17 protein-coding genes and 1 riboswitch are annotated in these 17,248 nt (G+C 72.5%); of the genes, 12 read left to right on the top strand and 5 right to left on the bottom strand.

Annotated elements, in window-relative coordinates; genetic code table 11:
- The first annotated feature begins 9 nt into the window (after positions 1 to 9).
- The 7 genes from ACIBNA_RS07120 (at position 10) to ACIBNA_RS07150 (ending at position 7,800) form a co-directional block, all read left to right on the top strand.
- On the top strand, positions 10 to 1,896 hold the full coding sequence (locus ACIBNA_RS07120) for an ABC transporter permease subunit (protein ID WP_399164230.1): 1,887 nt from the start codon (positions 10 to 12) through the stop codon (positions 1,894 to 1,896).
- Positions 1,893 to 3,221, top strand: coding sequence for an MFS transporter (locus tag ACIBNA_RS07125; protein WP_399164231.1), 1,329 nt, complete (start codon positions 1,893 to 1,895; stop codon positions 3,219 to 3,221). The genes ACIBNA_RS07120 and ACIBNA_RS07125 overlap by 4 nt, the downstream gene beginning before the upstream one ends.
- Before the next feature lie 218 nt (positions 3,222 to 3,439).
- A complete protein-coding gene (locus ACIBNA_RS07130) occupies positions 3,440 to 4,822 on the top strand; it encodes a protein kinase (RefSeq protein ID WP_399164232.1) in 1,383 nt (460 codons plus the stop codon).
- A 90-nt stretch (positions 4,823 to 4,912) separates the two neighbouring features.
- Positions 4,913 to 5,098, top strand: a riboswitch (cobalamin riboswitch).
- 29 nt (positions 5,099 to 5,127) lie between these two features.
- Positions 5,128 to 5,829, top strand: coding sequence for an energy-coupling factor ABC transporter permease (locus tag ACIBNA_RS07135; protein WP_399164233.1), 702 nt, complete (start codon positions 5,128 to 5,130; stop codon positions 5,827 to 5,829).
- Positions 5,826 to 6,194 (top strand): energy-coupling factor ABC transporter substrate-binding protein, encoded by a 369-nt coding sequence (locus ACIBNA_RS07140; protein ID WP_399164234.1) that lies wholly within the window; start codon positions 5,826 to 5,828, stop codon positions 6,192 to 6,194. Before ACIBNA_RS07135 ends, ACIBNA_RS07140 begins: the two co-directional genes overlap by 4 nt.
- A gap of 5 nt (positions 6,195 to 6,199) precedes the next feature.
- The gene (gene cbiQ / locus ACIBNA_RS07145; RefSeq protein WP_399164235.1) at positions 6,200 to 6,949 is read left to right on the top strand and encodes a cobalt ECF transporter T component CbiQ; all 750 of its coding nucleotides are present in this window, start codon (positions 6,200 to 6,202) and stop codon (positions 6,947 to 6,949) included.
- Entirely contained in the window at positions 6,946 to 7,800 is an 855-nt protein-coding gene (locus tag ACIBNA_RS07150) for an energy-coupling factor ABC transporter ATP-binding protein (RefSeq protein WP_399164236.1), read from the top strand. Before cbiQ ends, ACIBNA_RS07150 begins: the two co-directional genes overlap by 4 nt.
- A gap of 78 nt (positions 7,801 to 7,878) precedes the next feature.
- Here ACIBNA_RS07150 and ACIBNA_RS07155 read toward each other — a convergent pair whose 3' ends face one another.
- The gene (locus ACIBNA_RS07155; protein ID WP_399164237.1) at positions 7,879 to 9,036 is read right to left on the bottom strand and encodes an FAD-dependent monooxygenase; all 1,158 of its coding nucleotides are present in this window, start codon (positions 9,034 to 9,036) and stop codon (positions 7,879 to 7,881) included.
- Between the two features lie 88 nt (positions 9,037 to 9,124).
- On the opposite strand from ACIBNA_RS07155, the gene ACIBNA_RS07160 reads away from it, so the two are divergent.
- Entirely contained in the window at positions 9,125 to 9,682 is a 558-nt protein-coding gene (locus tag ACIBNA_RS07160; protein WP_399164238.1) for a TetR/AcrR family transcriptional regulator, read from the top strand.
- Positions 9,683 to 9,734: 52 nt separating this feature from the next.
- On the opposite strand, the gene ACIBNA_RS07165 is transcribed toward ACIBNA_RS07160, so the two are convergent.
- Positions 9,735 to 10,862: an amidinotransferase gene (locus tag ACIBNA_RS07165; protein WP_399164346.1), complete on the bottom strand. Its 1,128-nt coding sequence runs from the start codon at positions 10,860 to 10,862 to the stop codon at positions 9,735 to 9,737.
- Positions 10,863 to 11,048: 186 nt separating this feature from the next.
- On the opposite strand from ACIBNA_RS07165, the gene ACIBNA_RS07170 reads away from it, so the two are divergent.
- Positions 11,049 to 11,705, top strand: a complete 657-nt coding sequence (locus tag ACIBNA_RS07170; RefSeq protein WP_399164239.1) for a maleylpyruvate isomerase N-terminal domain-containing protein — start codon at positions 11,049 to 11,051, stop codon at positions 11,703 to 11,705.
- Positions 11,706 to 11,802: 97 nt separating this feature from the next.
- Here the strand turns inward: ACIBNA_RS07170 and ACIBNA_RS07175 are convergent, their stop codons facing one another.
- Positions 11,803 to 12,471, bottom strand: a complete 669-nt coding sequence (locus ACIBNA_RS07175; RefSeq protein WP_399164240.1) for a hypothetical protein — start codon at positions 12,469 to 12,471, stop codon at positions 11,803 to 11,805.
- A gap of 387 nt (positions 12,472 to 12,858) precedes the next feature.
- Here ACIBNA_RS07175 and ACIBNA_RS07180 point away from each other — a divergent pair, with 387 nt between their 5' ends.
- Positions 12,859 to 14,673: an ABC transporter ATP-binding protein gene (locus tag ACIBNA_RS07180; protein ID WP_399164241.1), complete on the top strand. Its 1,815-nt coding sequence runs from the start codon at positions 12,859 to 12,861 to the stop codon at positions 14,671 to 14,673.
- A 40-nt stretch (positions 14,674 to 14,713) separates the two neighbouring features.
- Here ACIBNA_RS07180 and ACIBNA_RS07185 read toward each other — a convergent pair whose 3' ends face one another.
- Together ACIBNA_RS07185 and ACIBNA_RS07190 are read right to left on the bottom strand one after the other, a co-directional pair.
- Positions 14,714 to 14,899, bottom strand: coding sequence for a phosphopantetheine-binding protein (locus tag ACIBNA_RS07185; protein ID WP_399164242.1), 186 nt, complete (start codon positions 14,897 to 14,899; stop codon positions 14,714 to 14,716).
- Between the two features lie 20 nt (positions 14,900 to 14,919).
- Complete coding sequence (locus ACIBNA_RS07190) at positions 14,920 to 15,498, bottom strand: DM13 domain-containing protein (protein WP_399164243.1); 579 nt, start codon at positions 15,496 to 15,498, stop codon at positions 14,920 to 14,922.
- A 360-nt stretch (positions 15,499 to 15,858) separates the two neighbouring features.
- Here ACIBNA_RS07190 and ACIBNA_RS07195 point away from each other — a divergent pair, with 360 nt between their 5' ends.
- Together ACIBNA_RS07195 and ACIBNA_RS07200 are read left to right on the top strand one after the other, a co-directional pair.
- Positions 15,859 to 16,473 carry a LysE/ArgO family amino acid transporter gene (locus ACIBNA_RS07195; RefSeq protein WP_399164244.1) on the top strand — a complete coding sequence of 205 codons (615 nt, stop codon included), beginning with the start codon at positions 15,859 to 15,861 and terminating at the stop codon, positions 16,471 to 16,473.
- Between the two features lie 259 nt (positions 16,474 to 16,732).
- Positions 16,733 to 17,230: a DUF6193 family natural product biosynthesis protein gene (locus tag ACIBNA_RS07200; RefSeq protein ID WP_399164245.1), complete on the top strand. Its 498-nt coding sequence runs from the start codon at positions 16,733 to 16,735 to the stop codon at positions 17,228 to 17,230.
- Positions 17,231 to 17,248 lie beyond the last annotated feature (18 nt).

Consider the following 17,248-nt stretch of genomic DNA (forward strand, 5'->3'; position numbering starts at 1 on the left):
AACACCTCGATGTCACCCCTGATCAAGGACCTGGCCGCCCTGCGCGTTCTCGCGCGCGGCGGCGGCCCGACACTGCTGTGGCGGCTCGTGCTCACGGCCGGCCTGGTGGGCGCGATCGGCCTGCTGCCGTGGCTGTCGCGCACCGACCCGGCGCTGACCGTGCTCAAGGCCCGCTCCGCCGACCGCGACCCGACCCCCGGGACCCTGCGCGCCATCCGCGACCAACTCGGGCTGGACGACGGGCCGTTGGTCCTGCTCGGCCGCTGGCTGGGCGGGCTGCTGCACGGGGACGCGGGCACGTCGTGGGTGTCGGGCGCCCAGGTGCTGCCCTCCGTCGTGCAGGCGCTCGGTGTGTCGTTGCTGCTGATGTCCGGCGCCCTCGCCGTCGCCGCGGTCACGGCGACGGCCGTGTGCGCCCGCACGCTCCGGCTCGGCTCGCGGGGCCGGCTCGGCACGCGCGGTGCCGGCGGCACGGCGACCGCGGTGCTGGCCGCGCTGCCCGAGTTCCTCGTCGCCTCGGTGCTCGCCTCGGTGATCGGCGTGCAGCTGGGCTGGCTGCCCGCCCTGGGCTGGTACGGGCCGCAGTGGATGGTGCTGCCCTCGCTGGCCCTCGGCCTGCCCGCCGGCGCGGTCCTCGGGCGGATGCTGGACGACCTGCTGCCCGGCGCGTTCGCCGAACCCTGGGCGCTGGCCGCCGCGGCCCGCGGTGTCCCGCCGAAGTCCGTGGCGCGGCAGGCGGTGCGCCGCTGCGTGCCCGGGCTGCTGCCCAACCTCGGCCTGTTCGTGGTCGGTCTGACCGGCGGATCGGTCGCCGTCGAGCAGATCTTCGACATCCCGGGCCTGGGCCGGCTCACCCTGCAGGCCGCCCTCGCCCAGGACCTGCCCGTCCTGCAGGCCGGCACACTCGCCCTCGTCCTGCTCGCGGCCACCGCCGGCGCCCTCGCCCGGCTCACGGCCCGGCTGCTCGTCGGGCCCGCGCTGCGCGACGGCGCCCTGCACTCCCTGCACCGGCCCGCCCCGCCCCCGCCCCGCACGCTGTCCCTGCTGTACGGGGCGCTGCTCGCCGCGGTCATCGGCCTCGGCCTGTCGCGTGACGCGCTCGCCCTGGACACCCTCACCCGGCTGCAAGCCCCCTCCCCGGCGCACCCGTTCGGGACGGACGCGCTGGGCCGGGACGTCCTCGCCCGGGTCGCCCACGGCGCGCTGAACACCCTCGGCACGGCGCTCGCGGTGAGTGCCGCCGCCCTCGTGGCCGGGCTGCTGCTGGGGCTGCTGCCGAGGCTGTCCGGGCCGCTGGTCGACACCGTCAGTGCCCTACCGCCCGTCCTGGCCGGGCTCCTCGTCGCCGGCATCACGGGCAGCGGCCCCTGGGCGCCCGCCCTCGCCGTCGGTGTCGTGGCGTGGTCCCCGCTGGCCGCCCACACGTCCTCCCTGCTGCGTCAGGAGCGCGCGACCACCCACCTGGCCGCCACCCGCGCGCTGGGCGCCGGGCGCTGGTACCTGCTCCGTCACGAACTGCTGCCCGCCGTGCTGTCTCCGGTGACCCGGCACGCCCTGCTCCGGCTGCCCGGCGTCGCGCTGAACCTCGCCGCCCTCGGCTTCCTCGGCCTGGGCGCGCAGCCGCCGTCCCCCGAGTGGGGCCTGCTGCTCGCCGAGAACCAGCCGTACGCCGAGCGTGCCCCGTGGGCCGTCCTCTTCCCGGCCGCCGTACTCGCGCTGCTGGGGGCGCTCGCGGTGACGGCCGCCGGCGGCGTACGACTTCCCCGGCGGCGCGGGCGGGCCGACAGCCCGGCGGAGCCGCCCGGCGACCGGGTCGTGCCCGCCCCGCGGCGGCGGCCGAACCTCCCCGACTCCCTTCTGGCCCCTGTGCCCACCTCCACGACGGAAGAACGATGACCGGCCTCATATCCCGTGTCCTGGCCCGCCGGGCCGTCCATGCGCCCACGAGCGCGACCTCCGACGACGGGACGTCCAAGGCCCCTCGCGAGAGCACCTGGCGGCTCTGGCGGGAGCTGTCCCCGCTGCTGCGGCTGCTGATCCTGACCCAGCTCGCCTTCAACATCGGCTTCTACGCCGTGCTGCCGTTCCTCGCCGAGCACCTCGGCACCGCGATCGGCATGGCGGGCTGGCTGGTGGGCTTCGTCCTCGGCCTGCGCACCTTCAGCCAGCAGGGCCTGTTCGTGGTCGGCGGCTCGCTCGTCGACCGCTACGGCGTACGCCCGGTCGTGCTGGCCGGCTGCGTGCTGCGGATCGCCGGGTTCGCGTGGCTCGGGTACGCGGAGGCGAGCTGGGCCGTGATCGGGGCGGTACTGGTGATCGGCTTCGCCGCCGCGCTGTTCTCCCCCGCCGTGGAGTCCGAGGTGGCCCGCCAGGCGGTGGTCTGGGAGGAGGAAGGGCACGGCTCACGCACCGGTCTGCTTGCCCTGTTCAGCGTGGCGGGCCAGGCCGGGGCCTTCGTCGGACCGCTGCTCGGCGCGCTGCTGCTCGCCGTCGACTTCCGCACCGCGTGTCTCGCGGGTGCCGCGGTGTTCGTGGTCGTCCTCGCCGGGCACGTGTGGCTGATGCCGCAGCACATCCCCGGCAGGGTCCGCGTCCGGGAGCGGGGCGGGGCGCGCCTGCTGCTGCGCAACCGCCGCTTCCTGGCCCTGTGCTGCGCGTACGGCACGTATCTGCTGGCCTACAACCAGCTGTATCTGGCCCTGCCGGACGAGGTGCAGCGCGCGGCGGGCTCCCAGGCGCCGCTGTCCTGGCTGTTCGCCCTGTCCTCAGTGCTGGTGGTGTTCGCCCAGCTGCCGGTGACCCGCTGGGCGGGCGACCGGCTCGACCTGCGCCGCTCCATGACCGCCGGGCTGCTGCTGATCGCGTCCGGATTCGCGGTGGTGGCCGCGGCGCGCCCCGCGGGCTGGACGGGTACCGCCGGGCTGCTGCCGGCCGCGGGCTTCGTCGTGCTGCTCACCGTGGGGCAGATGCTGGTCGTGCCCGCCGCCCGCGCCTGGGTGCCCGATCTCGCCGAGGAGGGCCGGATCGGCCTCTACATGGGCGCGCTGTCGTCCGTCTCGGGCCTGATCGTCCTCGCCGGCAGCGCGGCCACCGGCTCCCTGCTCGACACGGGCCTCCCGGCCGCCGTGCCCTGGCTGGTCCTCGCGGCCGTACCCGCCCTGGCGGTGGCACTGCTGCCACGCCGGGAGGAGCGGGCACGAGGGGCGGGCGCGGCGGCCTGACCGGCAACCACGCGCGCCGCACCGTCACCCCGGCGGGCGACTCCTCCACTCCCGTTTTCCGGAACCGTCCCCTCCCACGACACCGCAACGGGGAACGGCGGTCACCCGGCGCCAGTATCCTGGGTCGGCTGCGGCACCCCCCCCCACCAACCCCCGCTCCGACGCGGGGAGTTACGGCCTGCGGCGAGGACCTTCCCACGAGCATAGGACGAGGACGAGTGCTGCTAGCGGGCCGCTACCGGCTGGACGTTGAGATCGGGCGCGGCGGAATGGGAGAGGTCTGGCGTGCGTACGACGAGACGCTCGCCAGAGCGGTGGCCGTCAAGCTGCTGCTGCCTCAGGACACGGACGCGACGGCGGCCTCCCGGTTCCGCCTGGAGGCCCAGACGGCCGGGCGTCTGAACCATCCCAACGTGGTCGGGGTCCTGGACTTCGGCGAGTACGACAACCGGCTCTACCTGGTGATGGAGCTGGTCGAGGGCGACAGCCTCGCCCGGGTGCTGTCCGTCTCCGGCGCGCTCCCGGCCGACCGGGTGGCGGCGCTCGCCGCCCAGGCCGCCGCCGGACTCGCTGCCGCGCACCAGCAGGGCATCGTGCACCGGGACGTCAAACCCGCCAACCTCCTGCTGGACGCGGGCGGCACCCTGAAGATCGGCGACTTCGGCATCGCGCGCTTCCTCGACGACCCGGGCGCCGCGCTGACCGCCACCGGGCAGATCGTCGGCACCGGCCTCTACCTCGCGCCCGAACGGGCCCTGGGCCGGCCCGCGGGTCCGGCCTCCGACATGTACTCCCTGGGGTGCGTGCTCTACCAGCTCCTCAGCGGCCACCCGCCGTTCCAGGCCGACACCGCCGTCGCGCTCCTGCACCAGCATCTCGACAACGCCCCCGTACCGCCCCGCGAGCTCGGCGTCACCGGTCTGCCGCCGGCCTTCGAGAGCTACCTCCTCGCCCTGCTCGCCAAGCAGCCCGAGGACCGGCCCACTGCTCAGCAGGCCGCCGAGTGGTTCGCCGGCGGCGCCTGGCGGGGGCTGCCCGAGCCGCTGCCGGAGGCGGCGTCCCCGGTGCCGTCCACCAGGCCGGGGCCGTACGCGGCCGACACCGGCAGCACGGCCACATACGCGCTGCCCACGGGGTCCCGCACCGCCCGGGGCGGGCGTTCACGTCGCTCCGCACCCCGGGGCGGCCTCGGCAACCACCGCAGGACGGCGGCGACGGTGGCCGCGACGGCGCTCTTCCTCGCCGCGATGCTCGCCGGCATGCAGTGGTTCTCGCCCGACAACACCGCGACGGAGGGCACGGAACCCGACGCGTCCCCGTCCGCGAGCAGCCCGGGGGCCACCTCGTCCGCCGACTCCGCCGACCCCCTCTCCTCCGCCCCGGCGACCGCCACGACTCCGGCCGCCGGCACAGTGGCCGATGTCACCCCCTCCCCCACGGCACCCGATACCCCGGCCCCCGCCGATCCGACGCCCGGCCCCGCGAGCCCGACACCGGAGGCGAGCAGCAGCCCGCCGGAGAAGGCGGACAAGCCCAAGCAGGAGCAGTCTCCGCGGTCCTGGGAGAACGGGGAGGACGATGACGACGAGGGTGACGACTGAGCCTTCCCGCGCCGGTGTGCGAGCGGTCGCCCCTTCACGCGCCCCCTTGCGCGCCCCCTCGGCTGGCTTGTCATGGCCCTTATCCCGGCATTACTGTCACCACGCCTTGGTGAACGGGAAATCCGGTGTGATGCCGGTGCGGCCCTCGCCACTGTGATCGGGAAGTCCGGCTCCGGCCCTAGCGGGCAGCCACTGGGTTCTCACGAACCCGGGAAGGCGGAGTACGGGCGGTGGGACCCGTGAGCCAGGAGACCGGCCAAGGCGCGTCAACCATCCACGAGGTGCTGGAGAGGGTCTGCTGAGCCATGCACATTGCCGAGGGTTTCCTGCCTCCGGCGCACGCGGTCGCCTGGGGTGTCGCGTCTGCGCCGTTCGTCGTCCACGGGGTCCGGTCGCTCACCCGTGAGGTGCGCGAGCACCCCGAGAGCACCCTGCTCCTCGGCGCCTCCGGCGCCTTCACGTTCGTCCTGTCCGCCCTGAAACTGCCGTCCGTCACCGGCAGTTGCTCCCACCCCACCGGTACGGGCCTGGGAGCCATCCTGTTCCGGCCGCCCGTCATGGCGGTGCTGGGCACCATCACCCTGCTCTTCCAGGCACTGCTGCTCGCGCACGGCGGTCTGACCACGCTCGGCGCCAACGTCTTCTCCATGGCGATCGTCGGGCCCTGGGCTGGATACGCGGTGTACCGGCTGCTGCGGCGGTACGACGTGCCGCTGATGGTCGCCGTGTTCTTCGCCGCGTTCGTCGCCGACCTGTCCACCTACTGCGTCACCAGCGTGCAGCTGGCGCTCGCGTTCCCCGACCCGGGCAGCGGGTTCCTGGGCGCGCTCGCCAAGTTCGGCTCCATCTTCGCCGTCACCCAGATCCCGCTCGCGGTGAGCGAGGGACTGCTGACGGTGCTCGTGATGCGGCTGCTGGTGCAGTCCAGCAAGGGCGAACTGACCCGGCTGGGTGTGCTCGTCGCCAAGAAGCAGTCCCCGAGCGAGACCGAGGCGGTGGCCCGATGAGCAGGAACACGAAGATCAACGTCCTGCTGCTGCTCGTCGTGGCCGCGCTCGCCGTGCTGCCGCTCGCGCTCGGCCTCGGCGACCACAAGGAGGAGCCGTTCACGGGCGCCGACGGCGAGGCGGAGACGGCGATCACCGAGATCGAGCCGGACTACGAGCCCTGGTTCTCGCCCCTGTACGAACCGCCCTCCGGTGAGATCGAGTCGGCGCTGTTCTCCCTCCAGGCGGCCCTCGGCGCCGGTGTCCTCGCCTACTACTTCGGCCTGCACCGGGGCCGGCGGCAGGGTGAGCGGCGGGCGCGGGAGCGGGACTCCGAGAGCCCGGCGGCCGGCGCCGCCGAGGAGTCCACGGCCGAAAGGGCTTGAGCCGCGTGCTGCCGATCGACGCGGCGGCGCACAGCAGCCGCTGGCGCCGCCGCCATCCCGTGGACAAGGCCGTGCTCGGGCTGGGGCTGACCCTGCTGGCGATCTCGCTGCCGCCCTGGCCGGGCGCGGCCCTGGTGCTGCTGGCCGCCCTGGCGGTGCTGCTGGGTCCGGCGGGCGTGCCCTGGCGCCGGCTGTGGCGGGCCTACCGGGTGCCGCTGGGCTTCTGCGTGACGGGCGCGTTGACGCTGCTCGTGCAGGTCGGCGGGCCGGAGGGTTTCGTGTCCCTGGCCGGCGACGGGCCGGTCCGGGCCGGGGAGTTGCTGCTGCGCACCTCGGCGGCCTCCCTGGGAGTGCTGCTGTTCGCGTTCACCACGCCCATGTCCGACCTGCTGCCGCGTCTGGTCCGGGCCGGGGTGCCCGCGGCGGTCGTCGACGTCGCGCTCGTGACGTACCGCATGAGCTTCCTGCTGCTGGACTCCGTGCGCCGGGTCCGTGACGCGCAGGCCGCCCGGCTCGGGCACACCACGCGGGCCGCCGCCTGGCGTTCGCTGGGCGGTCTCGCGGCCACCGCGTTCGTCCGGGCCTTCGACCGGGCGGTCCGCCTCCAGGCCGGTCTCGCCGGGCGCGGCTACGACGGCACCCTGCGCGTCCTGGTGCCCGAGGCCCGCGTCTCCGTCCGCTTCACGGCCGCCAGTTGCGTGCTCCTCGCGGCACTGGCCGTCCTCACCTTCGTACTGGAAAGGCCGCTGACATGAGCGAGCCCGCCCTCGTCGCCCTGCGGGGCGCGTCCTTCGCCTACGAGGACGGCCCGGCCGTGCTCAGCGGCCTCGACTTCGAGATCCGCGAGGGTCGCGCGCTCGCGCTGCTCGGCCGCAACGGCAGCGGCAAGACCACGCTGATGCGGCTGCTCAGCGGCGGACTGAAGCCGGACGCGGGCCGGTTGACGGTCGACGGGCAGGCGGTGACGTACGACCGCAAGGGCCTGACCCGGCTGCGGACGACCGTCCAGCTGGTGGTGCAGGACCCGGACGACCAGCTCTTCGCGGCGTCCGTCGAGCAGGACGTGTCGTTCGGGCCGCTGAACCTCGGTCTGGACGACACGCAGGTGCGGGCGCGGGTGGCGGAGGCCCTCGCCGCCCTGGATATCACCGCCCTGGCCGACCGGCCCACCCATCTGCTCTCCTACGGGCAGCGCAAACGCACCGCCATCGCGGGCGCGGTCGCCATGCGGCCCCGTGTCCTCGTGCTCGACGAGCCGACGGCCGGGCTCGACCCCGACGGCCAGGAACGGCTCCTCACCACGCTCGACGGACTGCGCGAGGCCGGCACCACGGTGGTGATGGCCACCCATGACGTCGACCTCGCCCTGCGCTGGGCGGACGACGCGGCCCTCCTCACCCCGTCCGGAGTCCGCACCGGGCCCGCCCCCGAGGCACTGGCACGCACCGATCTCCTCCGGGAGGCGGGCCTGCGACTGCCCTGGGGTGCTGCCGCGGCGGAACTCCTTCGCGCGCAGGGGTTGTTGACGGGCGAGGAGCCGGGGCCGCGTACGCCTGCCGAACTCGCCGCCCTCGTGGCCGGACGGCTGGGGGCGGCCGGAGGCTGAGGGTCGCCCCTCTTCGTCGCCATTCGGTTGCGGGCTCGTCCAGGGGGCCGCCTCGGCCGTGGCGCGGGTGCGGTGCCGTCAGCCCAGGCCCGGCGGTGTCCAGTCGGCATGCCGCAGGATGGTGCGGACGGTCACGCGGGAGGGGGCCAGCCGGAGAGCGGTGTTCCGCACGGCGACGGCCAGGGGGTGCGTCAGTTGCTGACCCATCCGGCCGGCCTTTCGGGCGGCGCGTGCGACGGACTGGCTGCGCGGGCGGCGCTCGGCGTCGTAACGGGCCAGCGCCGAGGCGACGGTGGGCTCGGTGGCGAGTGCGGCGGTCAGCACGGCCGCGTCCTCCAGCGCCTGGCATGCGCCCTGGCCGAGGTTCGGGGTCATGGCGTGGGCCGCGTCACCGAGCAGCGCGATCCGGCCCGCGGTGAAGGCGGGCAGGGGCGTCGCCAGTTCGTGGATGTCGTGGTGCAGGACGGCGTCGGGCCGGGTCGCGTCCAGCAGCGCGGGGATCGGATCGTGCCAGGTGCCGAACCGTCGGCGCAGCTCGGCGAGCGCGTCCGTATGCCGCACGCCGGGCGGCGAGTTGAGCACCGCGTGCCACTCGGCCCGGCCGTCGGCGAACGCGATGTGTCCGAACTCGGCGCCCCTGCCCCAGGTCAGCTCGAAGTCGGTGTCCAGCTCGACCGGGTGCTCGGTGATGGCGCGCAACACGGTCGATCCGCTGTAGGCCGGGCCGGGGTGCCGAGGGAACAGCAGGCCGCGCAGCCGGCTGCCCACTCCGTCTGCGGCCACGACCAGATCCGCCTCCAGGACGGTGTCCCCGAGCGGTATCCGCACCCGGCCGGCGTCGGTGTGGTCGACGGACGTCGCCTCGGTCCCGACCAGCAGGCATTCGGACGGCAGCGCCGCGCGCAGCAGGTGGTGCAGGACGGCCCGCGGGACACCGACGATCGGCGTGCCCAGCTCGCGCTCGAGAGCGGTCCCGTCCATCCGGGCCAGCCGGCCGCCACCGGGGACACGGGTGCCCCCGGTGTACTGGGGACGCGCAGCCGCGCGCACCGCCTCGCCGACGCCGAGGACGTCCAGGGCACGGATGCCGTTGGCGTGCAGGGAGATGCCCGCACCCGCGTCGGCCGGGACGGGGGCGCGTTCGACCACCGTGACCTCCCAGCCGATCAGGCGCAGACCGATCGCGGCGGCCAGCCCGCCGATGCCTCCGCCCACCACCACCGCGCTGCCACCCATGCCGGCCCTCCCTCGTCCGTCCCGCCGCTGTCCTTCTACAGATGTAGAAGGAGAGTACCTAGCCCCTCTACAGGTGTAGAAAAGGGAGATGGCCACAGACCGACGTACCGTCCTCGCCGACGCGGCCATCGGCGTGCTCGCCGAGACCGGCATCCGGGGACTGACCCATCGCGCGGTGGACCGGGCCGCGAACCTGCCGGCCGGAACCACGTCCGCCTACTTCCGCACCCGCCAGGCCCTGCTCACCGCACTGGTCCGGCGCCTGGTCGCCCTCGACCAGGCAGAACTCCAGGAGATCGGGGATCGGACGCCGGTGCCGCGGAATGCCGAGGAACTGGTGGCCGGGATCGCCGCCTTGGTCGAGGAGCGGCTCACGGGGGACGGACGGCGACGCTCCCTCGCGCGCTACGCGTGCGCCATCGAGAGCGTGCACCACCCCGAGCTGCGGGAGATCCTCGTGCCGCGCCGGAACGCAGCACGGCAAGCCGTACGCGACTTCCTGGCCGCGCAGGGCGTCGCGGACGCCGAGGACCGCACCGTCACGCTGCTGACCTGTGTGGACGGATTGGTCTTCGACCGCCTGGTGGGAGGCGGCTCCGTGTCGGAGCGGGAGATCCGCACACTGGTGGCGGCGGCGCTCCGATAGCCCGCACACCTGCCGGCACCGCCCGCAGCGGGAGCCGGCGGGGTGACGTCGGTCAGTCGAAGTAGGACTGGAGCGAGCCGCGGCGCCGGACGTCGAGCGTCGCGCAGTGGAACGAGCCGCCGAACGGCGCGTAGTGCAGCAGGTCGCACGGGATGGGCTCGAAGCCCCACTTCTCCAGGGCACGCAGCATGCCCGTGTGGTGCCGCTCCGCGATCACCCGCCGTTCGTCGACCATGAGGACGTTCATGCTGAGCCACTTGCCGCACATCGACGTGACCTTGAGCAGCGCCTCGTCGATCGGGTCGGGCTCGGGGGCGACCAGGACGTCCCAGGAGTTCAGGATGCCGGGCAGCCGGTCGACGTCGATGTACTCGGGGTTGACCAGCACCTTTCCGGGCGCGAGCAGCACGAACGTCGTGTCGATGTGCATGGGTGTGTGGCAGCGGCTCTCGATCTCGTGGATGCGGTACTCCGGCCCGAGATGGCGGCGCAGCCACTCGATGCCCATCCGGTTGGTGACGTTGCTGCGCGTGACGAACAGGTCCCGTCCGGCCCGGACGAAGTCCGCCGCGTCGAAGACGGGCTCGAACTCGGTGAGGATGTACCGCATCGGCTCACCGCCCTTCGGGACCCTGAAGTCCGGATCGAACAGGTCGTCCGTGAGCTGCGGCTTGGGTGCCGACGTCCAGCGCGCGCCGCGCCGGAAGTAGTCCTTGAGGAGCGGGCGGTAGGAGTGGGTCTCGAAGTACCGGCACGGCCAGGCCATCGGGGTTTCGATGATCTCGTCGCCGATCACGAGCATGCTGTCCCGCGGACAGGTGTTGCAGAAACCCCGCGAGGACCAGTCCGGGGTGCCGAAGCGGCGCCGGTGGTCGACCGCGTCCGGCCGCCTGACCGTGACCCCGAGGGACTCCAGCAGGGCGACGAACCCGTCGATCTCCTGCTGGGCCTGCTCGACGAGCATGCGCGGATACCGCAAGCCGGCGGCGAGGCCCTGCAACCGTCCGGCCCAGGGCGGCACGTTGCAGCTCACCACCGGGTGGTCCGAAGGGATCGTCGCGCCCTCGAGACGCCCGACGATGATCTCCTCCAGCGGATCCCACTCGGTGTGTGAGTCGACCGGCGAGACGAGGCGCTCCACGGCCTCGCCGGTCACGGCCGATGTCCTGGGCCTCCCCATGATGGCCATGCCCACCACCTTTGGATCGCAGGATTCGGTGATGCACCGCAGTTACCAGGTTACTCAACGTGGCGCGCCGACGCTGTCCACGTCAACAGTCGCGCTCACTTCGCATCGGCCGTACGGGTGAGCCGGCCGTCCGTGAAACGCTTGTCCGCCCTCGCGGCACGGCACTACGTTGCCGATGTGGATCTCTTCGCACGCTCCTGGACGGCGTTGCGTGCCGCGGTCGCCGACCTGTCCGACGAGGACTTCACCCGGCCGTCCGGCTGTACCGGCTGGCTGGTGCGGGACCTGGTGTGCCATCTGGTCGTCGACGCGCAGGACGTCCTGATCACCCTCGCCACCCCCGCCGACGGGGAACCGACCCGGGACGCGCTGACCTACTGGGACATCTCCGACACGCCGCCGACCGGGGACGACCCGCTCGACGCGCTGACCGTCCGGCTGGCCGCCGCGTACGAGGATGCGCACCTGCTCAAGTTCCGCCTGGACGATGTCGGCTCCGCCGCCGGCCGTGCCGCGGAGCTCGCCGACCCGTCCCTCAGGGTCGGCACCCGCGACGAGGTTCTCACCGTGGGCGACTACCTCTCCGCGTACGTCATGGAGTGGACACTGCACCATCTCGACCTGATCGCCCACCTCCCGGATGCCGCGCCGCCGCCCGCGGAGGGGCTCGCCCGGTCCCGCGAGATGCTGGAGCGGATCGCCGGGAGCGCGTTCCCCCCGTCGTTCTCCGACCAGGACGCGCTGCTGGTGGGCACGGGGCGGCGGGCGCCGAACGACGCGGAGCAGGCCGAACTCGGTGAGCTGGCCTCGGAGTTCCCGCTCTGCCTGGGCTGAGCGGGCAACCAGCCCTCGCACACCGGGTCCAGGAGCGTCTGAGGCTCCTGGACCTGACGGGATCGCGGTGATGTGGAGGACTTGGCCGGCCGTGGTGTCAGTGCCGCAGGGCCGGTGAACCGGCCGACGACGTACGGCGGGTGGCGCTGCGGTACGTGGAGATGCCCAGGGCGAGGAGCCAGTAGCTGAGGATCGCGCCCATCGAAGCGGTGGTGCCCCAGCCGTTCGCCGCGTAGAAGTTCGCCGGGTCGTTGCCGAAGAACAGGGACGGCACGAAGGCCACATTGACACCGGCCAGGACGTAGGCGGAGCGGCTGGTCCAGCGCGGCAGCAGGTTCGTACGGGAGATGCCGAAGCCCACCGCGACCAGGAACAGCGTCAGCAGCACACGGCCGATCGACCCGTAGAGGATGTAGGTGCCGCTGACCGTGATGGTCGGATCGATCGAACGGTCGGCGGCGATGACCGCGCCGGCTTCCAGCCCGCTGGAGACCAGGGTGACCGTCGCGTAGACCAGGCCGGTGGCGAAGGCCATCGAACCCACCCATTCATAGGCCGGGTTCACCCGCTTGACCAGCTCACGGAAGGCCGTCACGAACACGACCAGGAACGCCAGCGAGAAGATCGCGAGCAGCAGCCTGGTGAGGACGTTCGAGTCCGGCGGCGGACCGGAGTAGACGAAGTACAGCGGTACCTCGACGATCAGGGCGGCCGCGGCGGCGATGCCGGCGAGGCCCGTCAGGCGCCTGGCGAAGGTCTCGTTCACGGGGGTCCCCCGAAGTCCGGTGGTGGGTTCGTCGTCGGCCCCTTGCCGACGACACACATGCTGCCGCCCCCGGCACGACCCGTCCCTGGGCCTGGACGCCCGATGCGGGGGTGGTCCTGGCGACACCCCTGCGCACTCACGTCCGGCACCGCCCGGCCGCCCCCGCACCACCGCCCCGTACCTCCCCGAGTCCGCCGACCGTGCCTCTTGGCGCTCCCTGCGCACCACCGCCCGGCCGGAAAACGCTTGGACGCCGCGGTCGCCATCGCGGGACACTTCCGGACTCGACCCGAATCTCCACACATCCGTTGCCGCGATGGCCCCTGCCCGCACCAGCGCGTGGCGGGCGGCGGGCGACGGGTGGCCACAGAACGACACAGGGGTGGGATGGAAACGCCTGAATCGCGCAGGGTTCAGCCGGGCAAGCGCTCGGTACTTCTCGCACTTCGTTACTACGGACGGGAGTTGTCCCGGCTCCGCCGGCTGACGGCACCCGCGATGCTGCTCATGGCGCTGGGCAACATCGGAATCAACTACATCGCGCCGCTGATCGTCGCCAAGCTCGTCGGCGACATCGCCGACGACCGGGACGTCACGGTCGACTCGACACTGCCGTACGTCCTCGGCTTCGCCGGGGTCCTGCTGCTCGCGGAGGCACTGTGGCGCGTCGCCCTGCACTGCCTCAACCGCCTCGAGGCCCTCGGCATCGAGCACCTGTACGTGATCGGGATGGACGAGCTGTTCGCCAAGGACGCCGCGTTCTTCCACGACAACTTCGCCGGTTCGCTGACCAAGCGCGTCCTGAGCTTCGCCTCGCGTTTCGAGCAGTTCGTGGACACGCTGGCGTTCCAGATCGTGGGCAGCTTCGTGCCGCTGGTCTTCGGGGCGGTGGTGCTGTGGCGCTACGAACCCCTGCTCGTGGTCGGACTGCTGGTGATGATCGCGCTGACCGCGGTGCTGGTGGTGCCGCTCGTCCGGCGCCGCCAGGCGCTGGTCGACCAGCGTGAGGAGGCGGTCGCCCGGGTGTCGGGCCACGTCGCCGACAGTCTGATGAACATGGACACGGTGCGGGCGTTCGCCGCGGAGGAGCGTGAGGCCGCCGAGCACCGCTCCCGGGTCGCCACCTCGCGCCGGCTCACGCTGCGGTCGTGGGACTACGGCAACCTCCGCATCGACACGCTGGTCGCGCCGCTGTTCGTGCTGACCAACGCGGTGGGCCTGCTGCTCGCGGTCACGCTCGCCGGGGGCGGGCACGGCGTGGAGGCGATCGTGGTCGCCTTCACCTACTACGGCAACGCGACACGGATCATGTTCGAGTTCAACCAGATCTACCGCCGGCTGGAGAGCTCGATGACGGAGGCCGCGCAGTTCACCGAGCTGCTCCTGACACCTCCTACCGTGCTCGACCCGCCGTCCCCGGAGCCGCTGAGGCCCCGGGCCGCCGACATCCGCTTCGAGAAGGTGACCTTCGCGCACCGGGGCGGCAAGCCGCTGTTCGAGGGTATGGACCTGTACGTGCCGGGCGGGGCGCGGATCGGCCTGGTCGGCCGGTCCGGCGGCGGCAAGACCTCCCTCACCCGGCTGCTGTTACGGATGACGGACATCGACGGCGGCCGCATCCTCGTCGGGGGTCAGGACATCAGCCGGCTGCGCCAGGCCGACCTGCGCAGCCAGATCGCCTACGTGCCGCAGGACCCGGCGATGTTCCACCGCACCCTGCGGGACAACATCGCGTTCGCCCGGCCGGACGCCACCGAGGCCGAGATCCGCCGGGCGGCCGAGGCGGCCCATGTCACGGAGTTCGCCGACGCGCTGCCGGACGGCTTCGACACCATGGTGGGTGAGCGTGGCATCAAACTGTCCGGCGGTCAGCGCCAGCGCGTCGCTCTCGCCCGGGCGATCCTGCGCGACGCGCCGATCCTGCTGCTCGACGAGGCGACCAGCGCCCTGGACTCGGAGAGCGAACTCCTCGTGCAGGAGGCGCTGTGGCGGCTCATGGACGGGCGGACCGCACTGGTGGTGGCGCACCGGCTGAGCACGGTCGCCGGCATGGACCAGCTCGTCGTCCTCGACCGCGGACGGATCGTCGAGCAGGGCACGCACCAGGAGTTGCTCGCGTTCGACGGCGCCTACGCGAAGCTGTGGCAGCACCAGTCGGGCGGTTTCCTCGACGACACCGCGGGGCGGGCCGAGGTGCGCTGAACGCGGAGCGGCCGTCTCCTCGCCCCATGAGGAGACGGCCTCAGACCGCGCCGTCGCCGGACCGGTACCGGGCGAGGCCCAGCCCGCTGTGCACGAGTTGCGCGAAGTGGGTCAAGGTGCGGTCGCCGCCCATCAGCTCGGTGGCCGCCAGGCGGACGTCGAAGTGCTCGCCGGCGCGCACCATGAACTCGGTGCTCAGCAGCGAGTCGAGGCCGAAGTCGGTCACGGGCCGCGCCGGCATCCCTGTCAGACCCGGGCCAGCTCCGCCGCGCCGAACGACACGTCGAAGCGGTCGCACCAGATGCTCACGCTGCTGAAGCTCGATGGATCCGCGTCACCGGGGAGGGCGTAGTTCTGGCTACCCTTGTTGCCCTTGAGCTTGCCGAGGCTGACGTACTTGCCGTCGTCGAAGACGTGCCACCCCGCCTTGCCCTGCTTCACCGGCGCGTCGGTCAGCCAGACGCGCAGGTCCGGTCCGTTGCTGGTGTTCAGGTTCTCCAGCCGGACGACATGGGAGCCGTCGGCCAGCCGTACGAGCTTCACCGTGCCCGAGGTCGCGTGCTCGTGGCTGATCAGCTCACCACTCGCCAGTGTCTGCGGACCGGTGGCCGGGGAAGGCGACTCGGAGGGCGACTCGGAGGGCGCCGCGGCGGGAGGAGCGGAGGTCTCCGCGACTGCGACCCCGGGCAGGGCCTCTTGAACGGTCTCGTCCTGCCACAGCTTCCACGGCTGGAACCAGTACAGTCCGAAGCCGGCTCCGCCGACCGCCACCACCAGCACCGCGATGACCAACGGCCCGGTCATTACCTTGCGCACGCGCCCCATCCCCGCTCGCCTCCTGAGAGTTCCTCCAGCCCTCCCGATTCAACGCCACCGGGCGGTCGTCCCACACCCCGCAGCTGATGACGGAATCCTTACGTCGGAAGCCGGGAGCACGGCCGACAGTGTGCTCCTCGCCTCGGCGGTCCAGTTCAGCCACACCACACATGGAACACGCCATCCTTGAGGCCACCGATTGCATACAGGGCAAGCTCCGGGCTGGACTTGACCTTCAGATGCTGACGCGCCATCGGAATCGGAGCTCGCGGACCGTGTGGCTCCCCATGCCGCGTTTGTCACGCTCACGCCTTCGACCCAGCGCAGGAAACGGAAACGACAATGCTCCGGACGTCGACGCACTGATCCGTGGATTCCTACTTCGCGGGAATGTTGCTCGGTCTCGCCATGATCACGCCCATCGGGCCGCAGAACATCTTCCTCATCAACCAGGGCTTCACCTTCGGCGTACCGCGGGTGTTCGTGGCAGTCGTGGCCGCTGGGATCTGCGACACCGTCCTCATATCTCTCGGCGGTGCCGGGACATCCGCGGTGCTCAACCGCATACCCGGCATCAAGTCGTTCCTCCTGGCCGCCGGCGTGGTGTTCCTGACGTACCTGGCGGTCAAGTCCTTCCGGTCGCGTCCAGAGGACTTCGACCAGTCCACACCGCCCGAGATGCGTTGGCGCCGTGTGGTTGCGCAATGCGCCTCGGTCACCGTCTTCAACCCCCACGCGGTCCTGGACGTCGTCGGCATCCTCGGTGTGGCCATCGCGGCCCAGGCTCCGGATCACCGTCCGATCTTCGCGGCGGGGACGGTCAGTGCCTCCTGGCTCTGGTTCACCCTCCTCGCTGTCGGCGCTTCGACGCTGAGACGCTGGCTGACGCCTCAGCGCCGGGTGTGGATCGACCGGGGTTCCGGCACTCTCATGCTCGTTTTCGCCGCCCTCTTCGTGGGCGAACTCCTCCGCTCACAGGGGTAGGGCACAATCAGGAGCCGTGCCCACCCCTCCTGATCCCGCCGCTCTGTACCCCGACGTCGCAGCCTGCGGCAGCCTCGCCACAGCGCTCCGTGCCGAAGCGGAAGGCTGCTGCTGCACTGTCCCCGTCACGTCTCCAGGTTCCGCTCCGCTGGTCCACGCGACGGTTGCGAGCCCCCTGCCGCACCGCGAGCCGCTGCAGATCAGCGCATGGCTGCACGAACGCCGGTGGTCGATCCGGGGAGCGGAGCAGTGCCAGGGCATGCCTCTCATCGACGGCACGACGGACGACCTTGCGGAGGTCGCCAGGGCCGCCCGGGCGTGGCACGACGGAGCGGCCCTGCAGGACATCCGTCGGGCGGCGCCTTTCGTGCACCTGACCGGCCGGTTCGAGGTGCCCGACCACGATCCCGCGCGCCTGACGGAATCCGAGTGGCAGGGCATGCGCCAGGAGGCGGGCGAACTGGAGTACGCCTGGCAGGAGACGTACCAGGCCCTGATCGAGGCAGCGTACGCCGAGCCGGCGCTGCGCGCCCTGTACCCGTTCACGAGCCACTGGGCCCTGCGCTTCTCGACCACCACCCGGCCGCGCCTGACCGCCGTCGGGCCGTGCCTGACCGCGGGCAGCGACGGCACATACGGAGTGGGCAGGGGCTTCATCACTCCGGACCTCGGCCTGTTCACCACAGCGCACGAGGCCGTGGCGCTGGCCGCGCGCCGACTACCGACCGGCCTCGGCCCGACCGAGCTCGGCGGATGACCGAGTGCCTGTCGTTTG

It is taken from the genome of Streptomyces sp. NPDC050164 (assembly GCF_044459945.1).
Lineage (GTDB): Bacteria > Actinomycetota > Actinomycetes > Streptomycetales > Streptomycetaceae > Streptomyces > Streptomyces coeruleorubidus_A.